The sequence below is a fragment of the Massilia sp. CCM 8734 genome (assembly GCF_011682155.1).
Taxonomy (GTDB): Bacteria; Pseudomonadota; Gammaproteobacteria; order Burkholderiales; family Burkholderiaceae_D; genus Telluria_A; species Telluria_A rubra.
Genome location: NZ_WHJI01000033.1, coordinates 31,338 through 53,085, shown reverse-complemented (window position 1 = coordinate 53,085; position 21,748 = coordinate 31,338). Strand labels below are relative to the sequence as shown.

The 21,748-nt window shown below is 63.9% G+C and carries 17 protein-coding genes; 13 read left to right on the top strand and 4 right to left on the bottom strand.

Annotated features, from left to right (window positions below):
- Positions 1-15: 15 nt before the first annotated feature.
- Complete coding sequence (locus F2P46_RS25240; RefSeq protein ID WP_166895395.1) at positions 16-2,667, top strand: TonB-dependent receptor; 2,652 nt, start codon at positions 16-18, stop codon at positions 2,665-2,667.
- Between the two features lie 133 nt (positions 2,668-2,800).
- The gene (locus tag F2P46_RS25235) at positions 2,801-4,321 is read left to right on the top strand and encodes a tryptophan halogenase family protein (RefSeq protein WP_166895393.1); all 1,521 of its coding nucleotides are present in this window, start codon (positions 2,801-2,803) and stop codon (positions 4,319-4,321) included.
- 59 nt (positions 4,322-4,380) lie between these two features.
- Here the strand turns inward: F2P46_RS25235 and F2P46_RS25230 are convergent, their stop codons facing one another.
- Both F2P46_RS25230 and F2P46_RS25225 read right to left on the bottom strand, forming a co-directional pair.
- Complete coding sequence (locus F2P46_RS25230; RefSeq protein ID WP_166895391.1) at positions 4,381-4,923, bottom strand: outer membrane beta-barrel protein; 543 nt, start codon at positions 4,921-4,923, stop codon at positions 4,381-4,383.
- Positions 4,924-5,095: 172 nt separating this feature from the next.
- A complete protein-coding gene (locus F2P46_RS25225) occupies positions 5,096-5,788 on the bottom strand; it encodes a DUF6445 family protein (protein ID WP_166895389.1) in 693 nt (230 codons plus the stop codon).
- 213 nt (positions 5,789-6,001) lie between these two features.
- Here F2P46_RS25225 and F2P46_RS25220 point away from each other — a divergent pair, with 213 nt between their 5' ends.
- From F2P46_RS25220 to F2P46_RS25200, 5 genes are all read left to right on the top strand, one after another.
- Entirely contained in the window at positions 6,002-7,237 is a 1,236-nt protein-coding gene (locus F2P46_RS25220; protein WP_166895387.1) for an ABC transporter substrate-binding protein, read from the top strand.
- A gap of 82 nt (positions 7,238-7,319) precedes the next feature.
- Positions 7,320-8,333 (top strand): LacI family DNA-binding transcriptional regulator, encoded by a 1,014-nt coding sequence (locus tag F2P46_RS25215; protein WP_166895385.1) that lies wholly within the window; start codon positions 7,320-7,322, stop codon positions 8,331-8,333.
- Positions 8,334-8,757: 424 nt separating this feature from the next.
- The gene (locus tag F2P46_RS25210) at positions 8,758-10,131 is read left to right on the top strand and encodes a GH1 family beta-glucosidase (RefSeq protein ID WP_166895383.1); all 1,374 of its coding nucleotides are present in this window, start codon (positions 8,758-8,760) and stop codon (positions 10,129-10,131) included.
- 97 nt (positions 10,132-10,228) lie between these two features.
- The gene (locus F2P46_RS25205) at positions 10,229-10,810 is read left to right on the top strand and encodes a hemerythrin domain-containing protein (protein ID WP_229509459.1); all 582 of its coding nucleotides are present in this window, start codon (positions 10,229-10,231) and stop codon (positions 10,808-10,810) included.
- Positions 10,811-10,852: 42 nt separating this feature from the next.
- Positions 10,853-11,329: a DUF1801 domain-containing protein gene (locus tag F2P46_RS25200; RefSeq protein WP_229509458.1), complete on the top strand. Its 477-nt coding sequence runs from the start codon at positions 10,853-10,855 to the stop codon at positions 11,327-11,329.
- A 12-nt stretch (positions 11,330-11,341) separates the two neighbouring features.
- On the opposite strand, the gene F2P46_RS25195 is transcribed toward F2P46_RS25200, so the two are convergent.
- The gene (locus tag F2P46_RS25195; RefSeq protein WP_166895381.1) at positions 11,342-13,057 is read right to left on the bottom strand and encodes a methyl-accepting chemotaxis protein; all 1,716 of its coding nucleotides are present in this window, start codon (positions 13,055-13,057) and stop codon (positions 11,342-11,344) included.
- 273 nt (positions 13,058-13,330) lie between these two features.
- Here F2P46_RS25195 and modA point away from each other — a divergent pair, with 273 nt between their 5' ends.
- The 5 genes from modA to F2P46_RS25170 all read left to right on the top strand — a co-directional run bounded on the left by modA (position 13,331) and on the right by F2P46_RS25170 (position 18,511).
- On the top strand, positions 13,331-14,074 hold the full coding sequence (gene modA, locus F2P46_RS25190) for a molybdate ABC transporter substrate-binding protein (RefSeq protein WP_166895379.1): 744 nt from the start codon (positions 13,331-13,333) through the stop codon (positions 14,072-14,074).
- A 6-nt stretch (positions 14,075-14,080) separates the two neighbouring features.
- Positions 14,081-14,755, top strand: a complete 675-nt coding sequence (gene modB / locus F2P46_RS25185; RefSeq protein WP_166895377.1) for a molybdate ABC transporter permease subunit — start codon at positions 14,081-14,083, stop codon at positions 14,753-14,755.
- Positions 14,756-14,787: 32 nt separating this feature from the next.
- Entirely contained in the window at positions 14,788-15,858 is a 1,071-nt protein-coding gene (modC, locus tag F2P46_RS25180) for a molybdenum ABC transporter ATP-binding protein (protein WP_166895488.1), read from the top strand.
- A gap of 5 nt (positions 15,859-15,863) precedes the next feature.
- On the top strand, positions 15,864-16,250 hold the full coding sequence (locus tag F2P46_RS25175) for a LysR family transcriptional regulator (RefSeq protein WP_166895369.1): 387 nt from the start codon (positions 15,864-15,866) through the stop codon (positions 16,248-16,250).
- 290 nt (positions 16,251-16,540) lie between these two features.
- Positions 16,541-18,511 carry a helicase-related protein gene (locus tag F2P46_RS25170; protein ID WP_166895367.1) on the top strand — a complete coding sequence of 657 codons (1,971 nt, stop codon included), beginning with the start codon at positions 16,541-16,543 and terminating at the stop codon, positions 18,509-18,511.
- Between the two features lie 97 nt (positions 18,512-18,608).
- On the opposite strand, the gene F2P46_RS38600 is transcribed toward F2P46_RS25170, so the two are convergent.
- On the bottom strand, positions 18,609-19,175 hold the full coding sequence (locus tag F2P46_RS38600) for a KGG domain-containing protein (protein ID WP_166895365.1): 567 nt from the start codon (positions 19,173-19,175) through the stop codon (positions 18,609-18,611).
- 420 nt (positions 19,176-19,595) lie between these two features.
- On the opposite strand from F2P46_RS38600, the gene F2P46_RS25160 reads away from it, so the two are divergent.
- Positions 19,596-21,692, top strand: coding sequence for a carbohydrate-binding protein (locus F2P46_RS25160; RefSeq protein WP_229509457.1), 2,097 nt, complete (start codon positions 19,596-19,598; stop codon positions 21,690-21,692).
- Positions 21,693-21,748 lie beyond the last annotated feature (56 nt).

Sequence of the window (21,748 nt, the reverse complement as noted above, 5' to 3'; positions counted from 1 at the left end):
AATCAAGGAGACGCAATGTTGTATCCGAAGACAAGAAGGACCCTGGTCAGCCTGGCCGTTGCCAGCGCGTGCGGGCTGATCGGCATGTCCGCCCATGCCCAGGCTCCCGCAGCCGCGCCATCCAGGGAAAGCAACAAGGATTTCATTCCCGAGGTCAAGATTACCGCGACCCGCTACTCGACCTCGCTGCTCAAGACCCCGCTGGCGGTCACCGCCTACAGCCAGGACAACCTGAACCGCATGGGCATCACCAGCGCCAAGGACCTGGCCAATGAAATTCCCAACGTCACCTTCCAGGCCACCGGCGACTCGGCGGTGCAGATCACCATCCGCGGCGTGACGTCCTCGAACACCACCGAAATCGGCGATCCGGCCGTCGGCTTTCACATCGACGGCTTGTACTCGCCGCGTCCGCAGGGCGCCCAGGCGCTCATGTTCGATGTCGACCAGGTCGAAGTGCTGCGCGGCCCGCAAGGAACGCTGTTCGGGCGCAATTCCACCGGCGGCAGCGTCAACGTCATCTCGGCCAAGCCCGACTTTACCGGCAATTACGGCAGGGCCGAGGTCGACATCGGCAATTACCGCAAGAAGCAGGTCAACCTGATCCAGAACATCACCGTCAACGACCAGCTGGCGCTGCGCGGCTCGTTTACCAAGGTTACCCGCAACGGCTGGGCCAACCAGATGTCGGACACGCGCGAAGCGAACGTGCCGTCCAAGGGTTGGATTCCGGATGGCATTCCCGACGTCGACCAGCGCTACAACCACCCGGTCAGCGCCAAGGATTTCTACACCAACCAGGACCAGTACGCGGCGCGCCTGGCGGCCAAATTCAAGATCACCCCCGACCTGACCCTGAACGCCGCCTATGAGCTGTTCCAGGACAATGGCGCCGGCAACACCAGTTTCCGCGACTGCGACCAGGGCGCCGGCACCCGTTACGCCTGCAGCGGCGGCCAGTGGGACCTGCTGATCAACGTGCCCGGCAAGACCGACATGACCATCAAGTCACTGCGCGCCGGGCTCAGCTGGAACGTCAGCAAGAATACCAGCATCGACTACAGCTTCATGCTGGCCAACCAGCAGCGCTCCCAGCTGTATGACGCCGACAAGGGCCTGACCGCCGCCTTGCCGTTCCAGGTCACCGCCGACTACCCGAACCGTCCGGACGCGGCCAACTGGAGCACCTGGCCGCTGGACGACCGCTACCAGGCCACCTGGGACTCGAAATACAAGTCCTCGGTGCAGGAATTGCAGCTCAAGCAGCAGTTCGACACCCTGCAATACGTCGCCGGCCTGTTCTGGATGCACGAGAAAAACCAGATCAACTACGAAGTCGTCGATTTCTTCCGCAAGCCGCACGGCATCGCGTCGGGCGCCTTTTACTCGCAACCGGACCGCCAGGTCGACGCCAAGGCCGCGTTCGCGCAGGCCGACTGGAAGTTCATCCCCACCTGGACCGCCACGGCGGGCGTGCGCTACAGCATCGACACCAAGGAAGACAAGAACGGCCTGAACCTGGGCGGCTGGGCCGGCGAGACCGCTTTCTACCGCGGCCAGTACAACGGCGGCATTCCCAACACGCCCGGCTACCGCTTTCCCCAAGCCAACGACCTGAAGCCCGGCATGGGCGGCAGCGTCGAGGCGTATTCCGGCTACGGCCGGCCATCGCCGAACGACCACAAGGAAGAATGGAAAAAAGTCACCTGGCGCCTCGGCCTGCAGAAACAGGTCACCGAGAACCAGATGGCCTACACGGCGCTGTCGACCGGCTACAAGGCCGGCGGTTTTGGCGACAAGGTCGACAGCTGCGGCAACCACACCTGCGTCGATGGTAAAAAGGGCGTGGAAACGTTCTTGCCGTACAAGCCGGAACTGGTCACCAACCTGGAGTTCGGTTACAAGGGCAAGTTCCTGGAAAACCGCCTGAGCGTGTCGGCAGTGGCCTTCATGATGCGCTACAAGGACCAGCAGCTGACCAACACCTATTTCGTCAACAAGTTCCGTCCGGACGATGGCAAGCCCTGCGCCAGCGACCAGCCCAAGTGTGACGTGTACGAAACCTGGCGCACCATCAACGTCGGCAACAACCGCATTTCGGGGATCGAAGTCGAGTGGGATTACAAGCCATGGAAGGGCGCCAAAGTGGGCGGCGCCTTTTCCAACCTGAACACCTCGATCCGCGACTACGGCTCCTACAGCGACGATTACCTGTGCGACGAGCGTGTCGAGTTTAACCAGGAACGCTGCCCGGCCCAATATGCCGGCGCCGGTCCCGACAACGGCAAGCGCCTCTACGACGTGACCAACAATCGCCTGCCGAATGCGCCGAAATACACATTCATGCTCAACGCGTCGCAAGCCTTCGTGCTCGACAGCGGCTACAAGCTGACCCCGTACTTCAAGCTCAACTGGCGCGACAAGATCTACTTCGATGTACGCAACGACGAGTTCGCGCATATCGGCCGCTTCCAGAAAGCCCACACCCTCGGCGACGCCTCGTTGCGGCTGGACGCGCCGAACGGCAACTGGCACGCGGAACTGTATGTGCGCAATGTGTCGGACAAGCGCGTGAAGACGTCCGGCAACACCGGCCTGGGCGGGCAGATGATCGCCAGCTATATCGAGCCGCGCATGTTCGGCTTGCGCGCCGGGATCAGTTACTAGGGCACCGAAACAACCGTTTGGCGAGCCCCGCGTGCCGCAAGGCGCGCGGTGGACCGGTGTGGCCCAGTCCCCGGGCCACGCCGGTTTTTTTGCTTGTTTGAGTATGTCAACTGCATATCGACCGGAGAACCGGATGACAGAGCATCGCATCAAACAGATCGTGATCGTCGGCGGCGGCACGGCCGGCTGGATGAGCGCCGCGGCGCTGTCGCAGCTGCTGCCCGTGGGCCACCAGTACCGGCTGATCGAGTCGGACCAGATTTCCACCATCGGGGTGGGGGAGGCCACCATCCCCAGCATCCGCAATTTCAACCTGCACCTGGGCATCGATGAGGACGACTTCATCCGCGCCACCCAGGGCACCTTCAAGCTCGGCATCGAGTTCGTCGACTGGGGCCGGCAGGGCAGCAACTATATCCACGGCTTCGGCTCGGTCGGACGCGACCAGCCGACCGCCAACTTTTTCCACTACTGGCTCAAAATGCATCAGGCCGGGCAGGCCGACAGCCTGGAAGCGTACTCGATCAACACCATGGCCGCGCGCTTGGGCAAGTTCAGCCGCGGGCGGCCGGACCTGCCCAATTCGCCGCTGGCGGACCTGTCGTACGCCTTCCATTTCGATGCCGGCCTGTACGCGCGCTACCTGCGCAGCTACAGCGAAGCGCGCGGCGTGCGGCGCACCGAAGGGCGCATCGTCCAGACCGAGCTGCATGCGGATGGATCGATTTGCGCGCTGCTGATGGAAAACGGCGAGCGTATCGGCGGCGATTTTTTCATCGATTGCTCCGGCATGGTGGGCTTGCTGATCGAGCAAGCCTTGCACACCGGCTATGAGGACTGGAGCGGCTGGCTGCCGTGCGACCGCGCCATTGCCGTGCCCTGCGAATCGCACGGCCCGATGGCGGCGCTCACGCGCTCGACCGCGCACACGGCCGGCTGGCAATGGCGCATTCCCTTGCAGCACCGCACCGGCAACGGCCATGTGTTCTCAAGCAAGTTCATGAGCGCCGACGAAGCCCAGGCCATCCTGATGAACAATCTGGACGGCCAGCCGCTGGCCGAACCGCGCCTGCTCAAGTTCACCACCGGCAAGCGCAAGCGCGCCTGGAACAAGAACTGCGTGGCGATCGGCTTGTCGGGCGGCTTCATGGAACCGTTGGAGTCGACCAGCATCCATATGGTCAAGACAGCGCTGATGCGCCTGATCAGCTTTTTCCCGGACCGCGGCTTCGACCAGGTCGATATCGACACCTTCAATCGCCTGTGCGACAAGGAATACGCGCAGATCCGCGACTTTTTGATCCTGCATTACAAGGTCGGCACGCGCGACGATTCGGCCTTCTGGCGCTATTGCCGCGACATGGAGGTGCCGCTTGAGCTGCAGCGCAAGCTCGACCTGTACGCCAGCCATGGCCGCATCCTGCGCGAGGATGAGGAGTTGTTTCCCGAGGATAGCTGGCTGCAGGTGATGCACGGGCAGGGCTTGCGCGCGCGTGGCTACAATCCGGTGGTGGACCAGCGTGCGCCCGACGAGATTGCCGACTTCCTGCAGGGGACGCAGGCGGTGATCCGCAAGTGCGTCGAGGCCATGGGTAGCCACGAGCAATTTATCAAGGCCAACTGTCAGGCGGCATCGCTGCGGCGCGCGGCCTGACTGACGACTGGGCGTAAAAAAACCGGCGCGCGGCCGGTTTTTTTGACTGCTGAAGCAGCTTAGAACGAGAAACGCATGCCGGTCGAGAGGATGGTTGCCTTCAACGAACCATTTTTGCCCTTGGCAACGGTGCCGTAGTTTTCGTATTCGACGAACGCGGCGATGTTCTTGGTGACAGCGAAGGTTGCGCCAACGCCCAGCAGGGCATCGGTCTTCTTCTTCTTGTCGTCGCCTTCGCCAACCATGAGTTGCTTGGTGCGGTTTTTAGCCAGGCCCAGCTTGGCGGTAATGGCGAATTTTTCGCCCAGCGGCAGGGTGGCGGTGCCGGCTGCGTAGAACGAACGCGCGCGCGAACCGCTCAGTTTGCCGCCGGTTTCGGCTTTGCCGAAGTCGGTGTAGCCGGCTTCGACGCCGAAGTTCTTGTCGAAGTTAAAACCGGTGAACAGTTTGAACGCGACGTCTTTGTCCTTGTAGGTACCTTCGGTGATGGCCAGTACTTGTTCTGCTGCGCCAATACCTGCACCGACATACGAGCTTTCGGCTTGCGCCGCCATTGGAAGGGAGGCGGCGGCCAGCAGGGCGAGAGCGAATTTGTTTTTCACGTGAAATCCTGTAAATGGTTTGTAAAAATATGTCGCCAAATGTCGTCACTTGGCAAAAACAGCCGAAATTATATATCGGTCAACCTTGTCGGGCCATCCGGGACTTTCTGTTTTGATATCGAAATCATCGAAATTTGCTGCAAAACAACACTGCTTTCGCTGACTGGCTGGATCAGGCGCTGCGTTTGCGGAAGCGGAAGAAGCCATTCATGGTCAGGCGCCCTTGCGCCGGATCGGGGTGGAGCAGGGCGGCGTCCTCGATCTGGGCCGCGTGGAAAATCTCGCCATCGTAAAAAATGGCGCGGTTAAATTGCGCGGGAATGGTGCACAGTTGTTCGAAATCGGCGTTCGACGCGCTCAGGTAAGCACCCGTGTGCGCATCGGAGGCGATGCCGGCGTGGGCCGCGCGCAGCACCCGTATCGTGTGCTCGGAACCTTGCGTGGGGCGGTAAAAGCTGGTGCCGCCCATGCGGGCGTCGTCGAACAGGTAGACCACGGCGGCCGCCGCACCGGTGCCGGGCGCGAGGTCGGTGCAGTCGCGATGGCACAGGCGCTGCAAGGGATGCAGTTCGGGCGGCGACAGGGTGGCCAGCGCCAGGCGCGCCGCCACGCTGATGGTGCGTTGCGCTCCCAGTGCGCGCCGGATGTGCTGGATGAAGAATTCGTCGAGGCGCAAGGCGCTCTCGCGGCCCAGGTCCAGTTCCGGGCCGGGATAATAATTGGCCGGATCGACGGCAAAGCGCGCCTGCGCGGCCGCCGCCTGGGCGACCAGCGCGCGCGGATCGAGCAGAAAGTCGTCCACCACGACGCAGGGCGCATGCCCGGCAATGGCGACGTAACGGACGGTGGGGCGGGGATTGAACACGGCGGCTCCATGCGGACAGGGTGTGAAAACGACCGTCATCGCGTTCCCGTCGGTTTGCGCGTTGACACTGAAATTCTTTGAATGATATAGTCAGCCGACAAAATTGGAAAGCCTTCCAATACAAGGCGGGCACGGACGTTAAAGCGCCTTGGCGCGGGGACGACGGTCTTGAAATTGGCGTCATCACAGACAGCCCCGCTCTACCAGGAGACTATGTTGAAACAAGGTATTTTGCTTGCAACGCTGGCGCTGGCAAGCGCCGGCACCGCTTTCGGCGCCGACCCTAAACCCGAAGTGATCCACTGGTGGACGTCCAGCAGCGAGGCCGCCGCCGTGCGCACCATCGCCGACGCCTACCGCGCCGCCGGCGGCGTCTGGACCGACACGGCCATTGCCGGCGCCGACCAGGCGCGCGCGGTGGCGGTGAACCGCATCGTCGGCGGCAATCCGCCGATGGCGGCCCAGTTCAACACCACCAAGCAGTTCACCGACCTGGTCGAGCAGGGCATGCTCAATAACGTCGACGATGTCGCCCTCAAGGAAGGCTGGGACAAGTTCCTGCCCGAGCCGGTCCTGAGCGTCATCCGCGTCAAGGGCCATTACTACGCGGTGCCGGTGAATATCCACATGCAGGCCTGGATCTGGTATTCCAAGGCCGCGTTCCAGAAGGCCGGCATTGCGAAAGAGCCGGCCAGCGTCGACGAGCTGTTCGCCGCGCTCGACAAGCTCAAGGCCGCCGGCCTCATTCCCCTGGCCCACGGCGGCCAGCCATGGCAGGAAAACATCCTGTTCCTGTCGATGCTGGCCCACATGGGCGGCGCCGACTTGTACCTCAAGGTGCTGCGCGAGCGCGACCCGGCGGCCATCAATTCCGAAGCCTTCCGCCGCGTGCTGCTCAATTTCAAGCGCCTGCAATCGTATGTCGATCCCGGCGCGCCGGGCCGCAACTGGAACGACGCCACCGCCCTGGTCATTGCGGGCAAGGCCGGCGTGCAGGTCATGGGCGACTGGGCCAAGGGCGAATTTTCCGCCGCGCGCCAGAGCGCCGGCAAGGAGTACGGCTGCATCGCCGGCTTCGGCCCGCGCTCGCCCTACCTGATCCAGGGCGACGCCTTCGTCTTCCCCAAGACCGCCAACGCGCAGCAGGTCAAGTACCAGAAGCTGCTGGCCAGCGTGGTGGTCGCGCCGGCCACCCAGGTCGCCTTCAACAAGCTCAAAGGATCGATCCCGATCCGTGGCGACGTCGACGCCTCGGGCATGGACCCGTGCGCGCGCGCCGGCATGGCCATCATGAAGGACCGCACGCGCCATGTCGGCATCGGCGAGGTGTATCTGACGCCCGACCAAAACGGTGCCATGCAGGACGTGCTGACCGCCTTCTGGAACACCAAAATGCCGGTCGAGAAGGCGCAAAAGCAGATCGCGGCGGCGTTGCGCAACGAGCAGTGAAGCGGCGCGCGCTTGTGAGAGGGCGCCCGGATGCAGTATGCTGGCTTTTTTTGGTCCCCATTTTTGAACGGAAGAAGCGCGCGTGGCAACTCTCAAAGACGTAGCATTGCGGGCCGGCGTCGGCCTCGGAACCGCCTCGCGTGTCGTCAGCGGCAAGGGCGCGGTCTCGCCCAAGACGCTGGCGCGGGTCCAGAAGGCGATCGAGGAACTCGAATTCCATCCATCGTACGCGGCCCGCTCGCTGATGCTGGGCAGCTCGCAGATGATCGGGGTGTACATACCCTACCTGAGCGGCACTTTCTACACGCCGATCCTCAAGCTCATTTACGCCGAACTGCGGGCGGCGGGGCTGAACATGGTGGTCGGTTTCGGCATCGGCAGCGACGACGAGCGCACGCAGGCGGTGCAGGGCATCGATTTTCTCAAGGAGCGGGGCTGCGACGGCGTGCTGGTGATGAGTAACGTGCTGCGCGATGAAGACATCGCCGCGCTCGGGCCGCGCAAGTCGCGCCTGGTGCTGCTCAATCACAGCGTGCCGTCGATCGCCGCCCAGAGCTTCACGATCGATCATTTGCTCGGCGGTCGCCTGGCGGCGCAGGCCTTGCTGCGCGAAGGGCATCGCGATATCGCCGTCATCGCCGGGCCGCGCGGCGCGCCCGATAACGTCGAGCGCATCGACGGCTTCTTGAGCGAGCTGGCGCAGGCCGGGATCGATACCGACGGCCTGTGGGTGGCCGAGAGCGATTTCGCGCCCAAGGGCGGGTGGGAGTCGGCCAGGGAGCTGGCCGAATCCGGGTATCCGTTCACGGCTGTTTTTTGCGCCAACGACGATATGGCGGTGGGGGCGCTGTCGTACTTCCAGCAGGCCGGCATCGCGGTGCCGGAGCAGGTATCGGTGCTGGGGTACGACGACACCAACAGCGCCGAGTACACGGCGCCGCGCCTGACCACGGTGCATATGCCGTGGACCGAGATGACCTTGAGCGGCTTGAATTGCCTGCTCAATCGCTGCTACGGGATGGAGCGGCCGGTGACGCATGATTATCCGGTGACGATTGCGTTAAGGGCGTCGCTGGGGCGTGCAAGCGACGTGTAGACCGGCCAGGCGCCGCCCGCCGTTCCCGGCCTCGGCGGCCCCCTTGGCGGGAACCCAAGTTAGTGCCGCAGCCGTAGACAGCTCCACAATCTTGGGTTCCCGCCTGCGAGGCTGTCTCAAAACGCTAAAATCACCGCTAGGCGGTAGACTCTTATCCGTCATTCCCGGCCTGGGCGGCCCCCTTGGCGGGAATGACGCTGCTGGAGATGGTAGTCGTTGAACGCGTCCCTTTCGAGACAGCCTCCTGCGCGGGAACGATGAAAGGTGTGCGCTCGACGATTGACGGCATACGCCACCAGCCCCAAAACATTAACTCAAACGCATCAAATATTCTTCCAGTGCCCTTGCCGGTGCATTTTTTTGTGGTAAAGTGGAAGCGATTCCAATTTCTCATCGAGCAACTTCAAACTGATCGATTCTTCCTATGACCATCCAGAAAAACGCCCCGCACCAGCCCCTCGCACGCGCCAGTTTCGGCGACGACTTCCTGTGGGGCTGTTCGACGTCGGCCTTCCAGATCGAGGGGGCCGGCAGCGCCGATGGGCGCGTGGCGTCAATCTGGGACACCTTCTGCGCCACCCCCGGAAAAATCCGCGACGGCGCCGACGGCCAGGTCGCCTGCGATCACTATCACCGCTGGCCGGAAGACCTCGACCTCGGCCAGTCGCTCGGCCTGAACGCCTACCGTTTCTCGATCGCCTGGCCGCGCATTTTCAGCGGCGCGGGCAAGCCGCCCAACGAAGCGGGGCTCGACTTCTATTCGCGCCTGGTCGACGGCATGCTCGAACGCGGCCTGCAACCGTGGGCCACGCTGTACCACTGGGACCTGCCGCAAGCGTTGCAGGACCAGGGCGGCTGGGCCAACCGCGCCACGGTCGACGCCTTCGTCGAGTATGCCGACGTGGTCACGCGCCGCCTGGGCGACCGGGTGCGCCACTGGATCACCCACAACGAGCCATGGTGCACCGCCATGCACGGTAACCTCGACGGCATGCACGCGCCGGGCCTGCGCGACGCGCCGACCGCGCTGCAGGTATGCCACCACGTGCTGCTCTCGCACGGCCTGGCCACGCCTGTGATCCGCGCCAATGTGCCCGATGCGCAGGTCGGCATCGCACTGAGCCTGCACCCGATCCGCGCCGCCTCCGACAGCGAGGCGGACCAGCAAGCGCTGGCGCGCCACGACGGCTTTCGCAACCGCTGGTTCCTCGATCCCTTGTATGGCCGCGGTTATCCGCCAGCGACCCTGGCGCTGGTGGGCGAGGCGGCACCAACGGTGCTGGAGGGCGACATGCAAGCGATCGCCGCGCCGACCGATTTCGTCGGCCTCAATTACTACTTTCCGGAGGTGGTGCGTGACGCGCCATCGGCCGGGTTCCTGCGCACCGAGGTGGCCTTGCCGCAGGACCGCGAGCGCACCGATTTCGGCTGGGAAGTCGCGCCCGACGGCCTGACCGAACTGCTGCTGCGCATCGCGCGCGAGTACCAGCCCGGCCCCGTCTACGTGACCGAAAACGGGTCTTCCTACGACGACGTGGTGCAGGCCGACGGCGGCGTCGACGACGAGGCGCGCCGCCACTACCTGGTGCGCCACCTGGCGGCCGTGCGCGCGGCGCAGGAGCAGGGCGTGGATGTGAAAGGCTACTTCGCCTGGAGCCTGCTGGACAATTTCGAATGGTCGGAAGGCTATCTGCGTCGCTTCGGCATTGTCCACGTCGATTTCGACACCCAGCTGCGCACCGTGAAAAGCAGCGGCCGCTGGTACCGGGAGTTTCTGCACGGACGCAACGAACGCTAGCGATGGACCAAGCCGACACGCAAAAGAGGCAACGTCCTACGCGCGGCGGCGGCGGGTGTATTTATCATGAAGGCATGACTTTTCAGGAGGAAGAATCATGTTTTCTTTGAATAAATTGAGCCCATCGGTGACCGACATGATCCGCTTCGATCATTCGCATGTGCTGGTAACGTTCCACCAGTACACAACCGCCTCGCGCGCCGGCGTCAAGAAGGCGCTGGCCGAAACCATTTGCGACGCGCTGGAAATCCATGCGACACTGGAAGAGGAAGTGTTTTATCCGGTCTTGCGGCGCCTGGACGGGGCCGAGCCGGTGATCCGGAAAAGCCAGCCGGAACATGATGAAATGCGGCGCCTGATCGGCGCGCTGCGCGCCACCGCGCCGCTTGACCGCCGGCACGACCAGTTGCTGCACGAGCTCATGCGCGACGTGATGCACCATGTGGCCGATGAAGAAACGGTGCTGCTGCCAGAAGCCGAGCGCATGCTGGAGCAGGACCGACTCAACGAATTGGGCGCGCAGATGAGCAAACGCCGGCTGCAACTGCTCAAGCCCAAGGTGGGCAAGATTGCGGCCAACACGGCGGTGGGGTTTTCGGGCAGCACCGCCGCCATCGTGGTGGGGCTGGCCAGCGCGCTGATGGCGGCGCGCTTTGTATCGAAAAAAATTGCGGCGTAAGCGGGACTGTTCCGCGCGGCGTCGCGCTCGACCAGGAAACGCATGACGCCGCCCATTACGCCACGCATGACGCCACGTAGCACGCCACGTAGCACGCCACGTATCACGCCACGTATCACGCCATTTAGCAACGCCGCCGTGCGCCGCACCTACGACACCTATCCCGCCCCGATACGCGCGCCGCTGATGGTGCTGCGCGAACTGATTTTCGCCACGGCGGCGTCGACCGAGGGTGTCGGCGAGATCGAGGAAACGCTCAAGTGGGGGGAGCCCGCTTATCTCACCACCGGGAGCAAGAGCGGCAGTACGATTCGCCTCGGCTGGAAAAAATCCGAGCCGAGGCAGTACGCCATCTATTTCAACTGCAAAACCACGCTGGTGGACACGTTTCGCAGCATCTTTCCGCACGACTTCGTCTATGAAGGCAGCCGCGCGCTGGTCTTCGAGCAAGCCGCCATCGTACCGGTCGACGCACTGGCATTCTGCATCGCCAGCGCCCTGACGTATCACCGCGCTTAAGCTTTCCGCGCGTTAAAACTCTTCCCAGCCATCGTCGCCACCGGTGGCGGCCGGCTGTTTGGCCGGCGCCCGCCTGGCGGCGGCGAGCGCCTTGCGTGGCGCGGCGGCCCGCGCCACGGGTGCGCGCGTCACCGCCGGCGCCTCTGTGCGCGCCATGGCGGGGCGCACCAGGGCGGTCGCGCCGTCGAGCTTGAACACGCTGACCACTGCGGCCAGCTGGCTCGCCTGATCCTGCATCGAGGCCGACGCCGCCGCAGCCTGTTCGACCAGCGCCGCGTTTTGCTGGGTCGCCTCGTCCATCTGGGTAATGGCCGCGTTGACCTGCTCGATGCCGGCGCGCTGCTCGTCGCTGGCGTGGGCGATTTCGCTGATGATGTCGTTCACGCGGCGCACGCTGCCAACCACTTCGCCCATCGTCACCCCGGCCTGGTCCACCAGGCGTGTGCCGAGCTCGACTTTCTCGACCGAATTGTCGATCAAGGCCTTGATTTCCTTGGCGGCACCGGCCGAGCGCTGGGCCAGGTTGCGCACTTCCGACGCCACGACCGCGAAGCCGCGCCCCTGTTCGCCGGCGCGGGCCGCTTCCACGGCCGCATTGAGCGCCAGGATATTGGTTTGGAAAGCGATGCCGTCGATCACGCCGATGATATCGACAATTTTCTTGGCCGAATCGTTGATCGCCCCCATGGTGTGCACCACTTGCGACACGGCGGCGCCGCCGCGCACCGCCACCTCGGACGCGTCGGTGGCCAACTGATTGGCCTGGCGCGCGTTGTCGGCGTTTTGCTTGACGGTGGCGGTCAGCTCTTCCATGGAAGAGGCGGTTTCTTCCAGCGAACCGGCTTGCTGCTCGGTGCGGGACGACAGGTCGAAATTGCCGGACGAAATTTGCGCCGATGCCGTGGCGATCGTGTCGGTGCCGGTGCGTACTTCGCCGACGATGCGCGCCAGCGAGGTGTTCATGGTCTTGAGGGCGCCGAGCAACTCGCCGATTTCATCGGTGGAATCGGCTTCCACATGCGCGCTCAGGTCGCCCTCGGCCACTTGCTGGGCGAAGCTCACGGCGCGCCGCAGGGGCGCCGTGATATTGCGGGCCAGCCAGAGCGCGATGACGCTGGCCAGCACGGCCGCCAGCACGCCGCCGCCGATCAGCATGGCGGCGGTCTGCGTATCGAGCTCCTTGGCGTCCCTGGCGCGCTGGACCAGCAGCACTTCTTCGGCGCCGGTGACCTCGGCGATCAGGACGCGCATGGCGTCCATGCCTTTCTTGCCCTTGCCTTCCTTTTCGGCGGCCACCACGCCGGCCATGTCGCCATCGGCCGCCGCCTTGCGCTGGGCGATGGCCGGATCGATCGCGCTGGCCAGCCATCCTTCCTGCTCGCGCTGCAGGCGCTGCAGGCGTTCTTGCTGGACCGGATTATCCGCCGTGAGCGCGGCGGCCTGCTTCACGTGCTTGAGAAAAGCGGCCTTGCCGGCGTTGTAAGGCTCCAGCGAGGCCGGATTGCCGGTCAGCAGAAAGCCGCGCTGGCCGGTTTCGATATTGATCAATTGACTCAGGGCGGCATTGATTTCGGCGACCACCTGATAGGTGTGCACATTGATATCGTTGGCGGCGCCGAGCTTCTTGAAGTTGACGTACGACACACTGACCAACAGGACCAGCAACAGCACCACGGCGGCAAAACCCAGGTACAGGCGCGCTCCGATTTTCATATTGGACAGGGTCATCAGCGTTTCCTTGTGGAGAGTGAAAGATCGTTATTGCTGCGGCATTTTGTGACATTTCCGCGCGCCATCGCTGCAATCATTATGCGTTTACCGCTGTCGGCACGGGACGAAAATTCCTTAAATGGTCGCATATTCGCCACACGCGCAGCGCTGTGGGGAAGGGGGCGAAAATCCCCCGCCGGCGCGATTTTCTGAGCTGTAAACGTCGTCGTATATAATCGGATATAGCGCCATGCGGGGCGCAGCCGCCTTCCCCACGACCGGAGTAGCAATATGATTCGACAAGCCAGCTTGTGGCTCGCCCTGACGGCGGCCGGGATTGCCAGCGCCGACGAGGTGCACGTGGCCGTGGCCGCCAATTTCAGCGCGCCGATGAAAGAGATCGCGGCCGGTTTCGAACGCGCCAGCGGGCACAAGGTGCTCACCACCATCGGCGCCACCGGCAAGTTCTACGCCCAGATCAAGAACGGTGCGCCGTTCCAGGTCTTGCTGGCAGCTGATGACGAAACGCCGGCGCGGCTGGAGCGGGAAGGCAACGCTGCGCCGGGCTCCCGGTTTACCTATGCCATCGGCAAGCTGGTCTTGTGGAGTCCGCAGGCGGGGCTGGTGGACGAGCGCGGCGACGTGCTCAGCCAGGGCAAGTTCGCGCACTTGGCCATCGCCAATCCCAAGCTGGCGCCGTACGGCGCGGCAGCCATGCAAACCCTGGAAAAGCTGGGCTTGCACGAACGCCTGGCGCCCATGCTGGTGCAGGGCGACAGCATTGCCCAAGCCCATCAATTTGTCGTCTCGGGCGCGGCGCCGCTCGGCTTTGTGGCCATGTCGCAAATACGGGGCGGCGGCAAGCCGCAATTGGGCTCGGTTTGGGTGGTGCCGTCCGGAATGTACGCACCGATACGGCAAGATGCGCTGTTGCTGGCGGCGGGCAAGGACCAGCCGGCCGCGTTGGCTTTCCTGCTCTATCTGCGCGGGGCGCCGGCGCGCGCCGTGATCCGCTCCTACGGTTACGAGTTGTAAGGGCGCATGCTCAGCGCGGACGACTGGGGCGCCATCCGGCTGACCCTGAAACTGGCGGGCATCGTCACGCTGCTGCTGCTTGTGCTCGGTACGCCCGTGGCGTGGTGGTTGTCGCAAACGCGCTCGCGCGCCAGGAGCGTGGTCGGCGCGGTGGTGGCGCTGCCGCTGGTGCTGCCGCCGTCCGTGCTCGGCTTTTACCTGCTGGTGGCGATGGGGTCGAACGGCCCGCTCGGGCACCTGACGCAAGCGCTCGGCCTGGGACTGCTGCCGTTCAGCTTTGCCGGGCTGGTCATCGGCTCGCTGCTGTATTCGATGCCCTTCGTGATTCAACCGCTGCAAAATGCCTTCGAAGCGATCGGCCCGCGTCCGCTCGAAGTGGCGGCGACCTTGCGCGCCAGTCCGCTCGACACCTTTTTTTCGGTCGTGCTGCCGCTGGCCAAGCCGGGCTATATGACCGCCGCCACGCTCGGCTTTGCCCATACGGTGGGCGAATTCGGCGTGGTGATGATGATCGGCGGGAACATTCCGCAGCAGACGCGGGTGGTCTCGGTCCAGATTTACGGGCATGTGGAAGCGATCGAATATGCCCAGGCGCACTGGCTGTCCGGCGGCATGCTGGTGACCAGCTTCGTGGCCTTGCTGCTGCTGTACCGCTTCAATCCGACGCGGCGGGCGCTGTGAGCGCCGGCGCGGGGCTGGGGCCGGCGCTACGCATGCGCTTCGACATCCGGCGCAGCGGTTTTGCCATGCAGGTGCGGCTCGACTTGCCGGGGCGTGGGGTGAGTGCGCTGTTCGGCCATTCCGGCTCCGGCAAGACCACCTTGCTGCGCGCGATTGCCGGACTCGAGCGCCATGCCGGCGGCTATCTCGAAGTTAACGGCCAGGTGTGGCAGGATGACGCGGCCGGGGTGTTCCTGCCGACGCACCAGCGCGCGCTCGGCTATGTCTTCCAGGAAGCGAGCCTGTTTGCGCACCTGTCGGTCCAGGGCAACCTCGATTTTGCCCGCAAGCGGGCGCGCGCCGCCGATGGCGCCAAGGTGATGGCGCACGCGGTGGAGTTGCTGGGCATCGGCCATTTGCTCGGGCGCCGGCCGCAGGGATTGTCCGGCGGCGAGCGCCAGCGGGTGGCGATTGCACGCGCCATGCTGGGCGCCCCGCGCCTGTTGCTGATGGATGAACCGCTGGCCTCGCTCGACGCACGGCGCAAGGACGAGGTGCTGCCGTATCTGGAGCGGGTGCAGGCCGAGCTGGCCATTCCCATGCTGTATGTCAGCCACGCGATGCAGGAAGTGGCGCGCCTGGCCGACCATATCGTGCTGCTCGACGGCGGGCGCATCGTCGCCAGCGGGCCGGCGGCCGAGACCTTGGTGTTGCCGGAAGTGACGCGCGCCATGCTCGACGAGGCCGGTGCGCTGGTCGACGGCGTGGTCGCCAGTGTCGATGGCGATTACGGGCTGTTGTGCCTGAAGGCGGCGGGCGGCGCCATGTACATCGCGCACGCGGCGCTGGCGGTGGGGACGCGCTTGCGGCTGCGCGTGCTGGCGCGCGACGTCAGCGTGGCGCTGGTGGCGCAGGCGGGCAGCTCGATCCTGAACCAGCTGCGCGCGACGGTGGTGCAGATCGCGCCGGGTATCGATCCGGCGCACGTCATGGTGCGGCTCGACGCGGGTGGCACGCCACTGCTGGCGCGCATCACGCGGCGCTCGTGCGACCAGCTGGGGCTGGAAATCGGGATGCCGGTGTGGGCCCAGGTGAAGGCTGCCGCCTTGCTCTCGGGAGGCTGAAGCGGATGAAGAACGAGAACGAGAACGGGGGAGGGCGGAACGCAGCCCGGATCGACGTCAAGCTGCGCCTGTTGCAGAACGACGAGATTGCCATGGGACCGGGCAAGGCCGACTTGCTCGACGCCATCGGGAGGACCGGATCGATCAGTGCGGCGGCGCGCGCGATGGGCATGTCGTACCGGCGCGCGTGGCTGCTGGTGGACGTGATGAACCGCAGCTTCGGCGCGCCCCTGGTGCGAAGCGCGGCCGGTGGCAGCCAAGGCGGCGGCGCCAGCGTGACCGGTATGGGCAATGAGGTGCTGACGCACTACCGCGCCATGCAGGCTGCGGCGATGGAAGCGGCCGCCAGCCACGCCGCCGCCCTCACCAAACTATTGCGATTCGGCAATTAATTTCTTAACAGAGGTCAGACCCCAATGCCACACGTCATTCCCGCGCAGGCGGGAATCCAAGGCACCGTCGAGTCTCGAACATGCCTTGGATTCCCGCCTGCGCGGGAATGACGGGTTTGAAGTTTGTGGTCATAGTGGCATTGGTAGTGGCATTGTGGCGTTGTGGCATTGGTGGCATTGGGGTCTGGTGGCATTGGGGTCTGACCTCTGTTAAGAAATGTTTTGCGACACGCGACGGCCCCAGACGCGATATAGTTGACGTTTATAGAATAGATAAGTAAATAGTACCAATGACAGCAACCCCAACTCAGCAATTGCCCACCAACGACAACAGCGACGATGACGCCCTGGTCGCCGAACTGGGCTTCGATCCCCAAGCCGTGCGCCTTGTGAAGATGGAGGGCCGGGTATTCCTGCAATTTTCCGGGGCGGTCGATGAAGGCGGCCTGAATGTGCCGTATCATCTGGTCCCGGCCCAGGGCGTGCTGGCGCGCCCCAGCAAGTGGCGCAAGATGGATCAGGATGTCAAGCGCGCCCTGCTGCGCGAACGCGTGTCCGAACGCACCATCGATGAGCTGCACCAGAGCGTGCGCGTGTTCGTGCGCGATATTTCCGGCGAGTGCGAGGATCATAACCTGGACGCCGCCACCTTCCTCGGCCCGCTGTTCGAAATGGAAACCTCGGAACCGGCCAGCTATCTGTTCGAACGCATCGAACAGCGCGTGGCCCACGCGGTCGAGCGCGCCCAGGAGGAACGCCACGCCGCGCGCACCCGCGCCAGCATCAACCTGGCCGAGTATCCGGCGTCGTTCGAGGTGGCGCGCCGCATGCCGCGCAAGTTCATCGCCTTGCTCGGCCCGACCAATTCCGGCAAGACGCACCGCGCGATGGAAGCGCTGGCCAATGCCAAAAGCGGCGTCTACCTTGCCCCGCTGCGCCTGCTGGCGCTGGAAAACTTCGAGCGCCTGCAAGCGGCGCGCCCACACGGCAAGGCGCTGGCGGTGAGCCTGGTCACGGGCGAGGAGCGCCGCATCGCCGAGGACGGCACCCACGTGGCCAGCACGGTCGAAATGCTCGATTCCCGCACGCCGGTCGAGGTGGCCGTCATCGACGAGATCCAGATGCTGGCCGACCGCGACCGCGGCGCGGCCTGGACCGCGGCCGTGTGCGGCGCCCCGGCCTCGGTGGTGTACCTGGTCGGCGCACCCGAAGCGCGGCGCGCGATCGAAGCCCTGGCCGCGCGCCTCGAATGCCCGCTCGAAGTGCACCTGCTCAAGCGCATGGCGCCGCTGTCGATGGATGCGGGTCCGGTGCGCAAGTTGCGCAACCTCAAACGCGGCGATGCGGTGATCTGCTTTTCGCGGCGCGAGGTGTTGATGTGGCGCGACATGATCACCGAAATCGGCTTGTCGGTGGCGACCGTGTACGGCAACCTGGCGCCCGAGGTGCGGCGCGCCCAGGCCGAGCGTTTCCGCGATGGCTCGGCCGATATCGTGGTTGGCACCGATGCGCTGGCAATGGGCCTGAACATGCCGATCGAACGCATCGTGATGACCACCACCGTCAAATTCAACGGCATCGATGAAGAGGAAATCTCGGCCTCGCTGGCGCGCCAGATCGCCGGCCGCGCCGGCCGCTACGGGGTGCACGAGGAGGGCAAGGTGGCCGGTTACGATGACGAGACGCATGAAGTGATGCGCGCCTTGCTCAAGGAAAAGCTGGCGCCGCTCAATGCCACCGGCTTTCCGGTCGCGCCCTCGCTCGAACACTTGCACCGGATCGCGTCCGTGACCGATGAAACCTCGTTGGTGCGCCTGCTCAAGCGCTTCGTCCACAATATCGATGTGCCGGACGGCTTTTTCTATCCGCGCATTACCGAGGAGCAGTCCGAGCGTGCCGAGTGGCTCGATACCTTGCCCTTGTCGGTGGCGGAGAAATTCATGCTCTCGCTGGTGCCGGTCTCGACCAAGGTGCCGTCGCTGCACCGGGCCTGGGAAATGTGGGCGCAGTCGCTGGCCAAGAAGAAGGTGTGCAAGTTGCACGAGGATAGTGGCCAGTTGGCGTGGCAGAACCTGCAAGAGGTGGAAGATAGTTGCCGCCTGTATTCGGCTTACGCCTGGCTGGCTTACCGCGAGCCGGAATTTTTTCCGAGCGTGGCGCTGGCCCAGGAACTGGCGCGCAGTGCGTCGGAGCGGGTCGATTCGATGTTGCAGTCGCAAAACGCGGCGGCGCGCCAGCGTCACCCGAAAAAGTTTCGCTGATCGCCCGCACGCACCTCCGAAAACGACAATAGCCTGCACGCAGCAGGCTATTGTCGTCGCTATCCGCCCCGCAACAGCGGGGCGGGGTTACACTGGCTTACTTGGAGCTTTTGCTGCCCGAGCTCGAGCTCGAGCTCGAACCGGAACCCGACTTGGAGCCGCCCGAGCTGGCATTGTTCGAGCCGCCCGACTTGCCGCCCGAAGACGAATCGTCGTCCGACGAGCCGCTTTGCTTGTTACCGCCGCGCGAGGTGCCGCTGTCCGAGTCGCTCTTGTTGCTGGCCGATGAGCCACGCGACGAACCACTATCCGAATCGCTCTTGTTGCTGGCCGACGAGCCACGCGACGAGCCGCTGTCCGAATCGCTTTGCTTGCTGTTGCCCGAACCGCTTTGCTGGTTGCCGCCGCTGTGGCTCAGCTTGCCTGCTTCGCGCGCTTCTTCGGAGGTGAACTCATGGGCATGGCCGGAGGCGTGGGCTGCACGGCCGCCTTCCGCTGCAATCTCGCGCTGTTGCTCAGGGTCCATCGAAGCGAAGCCGCGGTTGCTGGTGTCGCTCTGGTTGTTGCCCTGGCCACCTTTGCTGCCGCTTTGCGAACCGGTGTTCGAACCGCTGTTCGATGCGTTGTTGTCTTTGTTGCCGCCTTGATTGTTGTTCGATGTCATGGTGATTTCTCCTAGTGTTTTAATTGAAATGTGCCGCAGGAACTACTTGGTTTTCGCTTTCAAACTTTCTCGTTCGGAAGCGAGTAGAGACATCTTAGGCCAGCGGCCCGAGCATTGGAGTAGGAGCACTTGCAACTGTCGTGTAGGACAAATGCAGGCCGAGGCCGCTGAAATTTACCGACGAAATGTGCAGTCGGAAATGGCTCTGTACCCACATAAACTTCCCCGCACGAGCACTGTACTGTTTGCGCATTAACGCAAATTTCCCAAGGGCTTTTTATATTTACGTTGACGCCGCCAGGCGAAATCAATACCATCAATTACACGAAATTGGGAACGTTTCCAGTGTCGTGATCGCAAGCGTGTCTTCCCGGCAGCGCGGCATCGACCGGCTGCTCCTCATAACAACAGGAGACTTTCATGAAACTTACCCTTCACAGGCACTTGCGGCATCCCTTGCCGCACGTGATGTGCGCACTGGCCGGCAGTGTGCTCAGCGTTGCCTGCGCCGCGCAGACCGCCTTGCCCGGCAAACTCGAAGCCGAGTCGTACGCGTCGATGCAGGGCGTCGCCACCGAAGCGACGGCGGACACGGGCGGCGGCGCCAATGTCGGCTGGATCGAGACCAACGACTGGATGAGCTATTCGGTCAATCCATCAGCCAGCGGCTGGTACACGGTGCAGTACCGGGTGGCGTCAGGCGGCGCCAGCGGCCAGTTGGTGCTGAGCCAGAACGCCAAAGATATCAGCGACGCCGTCGGCGTGCCCAACACCGGTGGCTGGCAAACCTGGCAGACCATCAGCTCGCGCGTCTTTCTCAACGCCGGCCCGCAGAACCTGGCCGTGTTCGCCAAAGGCGGCGGTTTCAATCTGAACTGGATCAACTTCATCGCCGAAAGCACGTCGGCCAAACTGCCGGCGATCCGCCAGAACGGGCGCTACTGGGTCGACAGCAGCGGCAAACGTGTCAACCTGCGCGGCGTCAACCTGGGCAACTGGCTGCAGCTTGAGTTCTGGATGATGAACAACAGCATGTCCACCAGCAACGGTCTGGTCAACGACCAGTGCACGCTCGAAGGCACGCTGGCGCAGCGCTTCGGCAACGCCGAGAAAGAACGCCTGATGGGCGTGTACCGCGACAGCTGGATCACCACGCGCGATTTCGACCTGATCAAGGGCATGGGCATGAATGTGGTGCGCGTGCCTTTCTACTTCAACCTGGTGGAAAACGAGTACAGCCCCTACAACCTGCGCGCCGATGCCTGGAAGCACCTGGACTTCGCCATCAACGAAGCGGAAAAGCGCGGCATGTACGTGATCCTCGACCTGCACGGCACCGTGGGCGGACAGGCGGCGGCGACCGAGCAGCACGATGGTTGCGTGGGACCGGCGCAGCTGTGGTCGAACGCCGCCTACCGCGACCGTACCAAGTGGCTGTGGGACAAGATCGCCGAGCGTTACCGTGGCCGCACCGCCGTGGCTGCCTACGACTTGCTGAACGAGCCGTGGGGCACGGACGCGACCACCCTGGCCAATTACGCGTATGAACTGTTCAACGTGGTCAGGGCGAAGGATCCGGAACACATGATCCTGCTGCCGGGCCACAACAGCGGCATCGATGCCTATGGCAACCCGAACACGCGTGGCTTGAGCAACGTGGCCTTCTGGATGCACTTCTATCCGGGGCTGTGGGGCTGGAATGAAGTGCAGGGCGCGGCCAACCAGGCCAATATGCACGCCAACTGGCTGCACTGCAACACCAACGGTACTGGCGAAAGCTGCGATTGGAACGCCAGGTTGACCGGGCTGAACACGCCGTTTCTGATCGGTGAATTCCAGCCGTGGACCTTGCTGGGCAGCTACGGCGGGCAGATCACCCGCAAGACCTACGACGCCTACAATATGTACGGCTGGGCGGCGACCAACTGGGCTTACAAGAACGTGACGTATGGCGGCTCGAATGGCGACACCAATTCCTGGGGCTGGGGCATGGTGACGAACAGCAGCAATGGGGGAGGGCTGGGCAGCCTGAACGTCAGCACGGCATCGAGCGTGCAGATCGAAAGCTATTTCCGCAGCTTCGCCACGCAGCCGCTGGTGCGCAATGAAAGCATCGCGTACTGGATGAACTGGAAGCCGGCGGTGGGGGCGCGGATCGAAGCGGAAATGTTTACCACGCACAGCGGCATGCGCATGGAGACCACCAGCGACGCGGGCGGCGGCTTTAACGTGAGCAATGTCGATAACAATGATTGGATGAGTTATCCGGTCAATGTGCCCAAGGCAGGCTGGTATAACTTGCAGTTCCGGGTTGCCACGATCCACAACGGTGGGCAGTTCGCGTTGAGCAAGAATGGCAGCGACCTGGCGACCGTGACTGTGCCCAACACGGGTGGATGGCAGAACTGGCAGACGGTGACGGCGAGCGCCTATCTGGAAGCCGGACAGCAGGACCTGGCCATCTATTCGCGCGTGGGTGGGTGGAATATGAACTGGTGGCAGATGAACGCGCAGTAGCGGCATCCGGCGTCGTTCCCACCGAGGGCCGCCTTGGTGCAGGGACGACGGTGCTC

Excerpts from the sequence above, each read along its gene's own strand:
- F2P46_RS25240 (WP_166895395.1), top strand. The coding sequence starts at position 16 with ATGTTGTATCCGAAGACAAGAAGGACCCTGGTCAGCCTGGCCGTTGCC.
- F2P46_RS25235 (WP_166895393.1), top strand. The coding sequence starts at position 2,801 with ATGACAGAGCATCGCATCAAACAGATCGTGATCGTCGGCGGCGGCACG.
- F2P46_RS25220 (WP_166895387.1), top strand. The coding sequence starts at position 6,002 with ATGTTGAAACAAGGTATTTTGCTTGCAACGCTGGCGCTGGCAAGCGCC.
- F2P46_RS25210 (WP_166895383.1), top strand. The coding sequence starts at position 8,758 with ATGACCATCCAGAAAAACGCCCCGCACCAGCCCCTCGCACGCGCCAGT.
- F2P46_RS25205 (WP_229509459.1), top strand. The coding sequence starts at position 10,229 with ATGTTTTCTTTGAATAAATTGAGCCCATCGGTGACCGACATGATCCGC.
- F2P46_RS25200 (WP_229509458.1), top strand. The coding sequence starts at position 10,853 with ATGACGCCGCCCATTACGCCACGCATGACGCCACGTAGCACGCCACGT.
- F2P46_RS25195 (WP_166895381.1), bottom strand. The coding sequence starts at position 13,057 with ATGACCCTGTCCAATATGAAAATCGGAGCGCGCCTGTACCTGGGTTTT.
- modA (WP_166895379.1), top strand. The coding sequence starts at position 13,331 with ATGATTCGACAAGCCAGCTTGTGGCTCGCCCTGACGGCGGCCGGGATT.
- modB (WP_166895377.1), top strand. The coding sequence starts at position 14,081 with ATGCTCAGCGCGGACGACTGGGGCGCCATCCGGCTGACCCTGAAACTG.
- modC (WP_166895488.1), top strand. The coding sequence starts at position 14,788 with ATGCGCTTCGACATCCGGCGCAGCGGTTTTGCCATGCAGGTGCGGCTC.
- F2P46_RS25175 (WP_166895369.1), top strand. The coding sequence starts at position 15,864 with ATGAAGAACGAGAACGAGAACGGGGGAGGGCGGAACGCAGCCCGGATC.
- F2P46_RS25170 (WP_166895367.1), top strand. The coding sequence starts at position 16,541 with ATGACAGCAACCCCAACTCAGCAATTGCCCACCAACGACAACAGCGAC.
- F2P46_RS38600 (WP_166895365.1), bottom strand. The coding sequence starts at position 19,175 with ATGACATCGAACAACAATCAAGGCGGCAACAAAGACAACAACGCATCG.
- F2P46_RS25160 (WP_229509457.1), top strand. The coding sequence starts at position 19,596 with ATGAAACTTACCCTTCACAGGCACTTGCGGCATCCCTTGCCGCACGTG.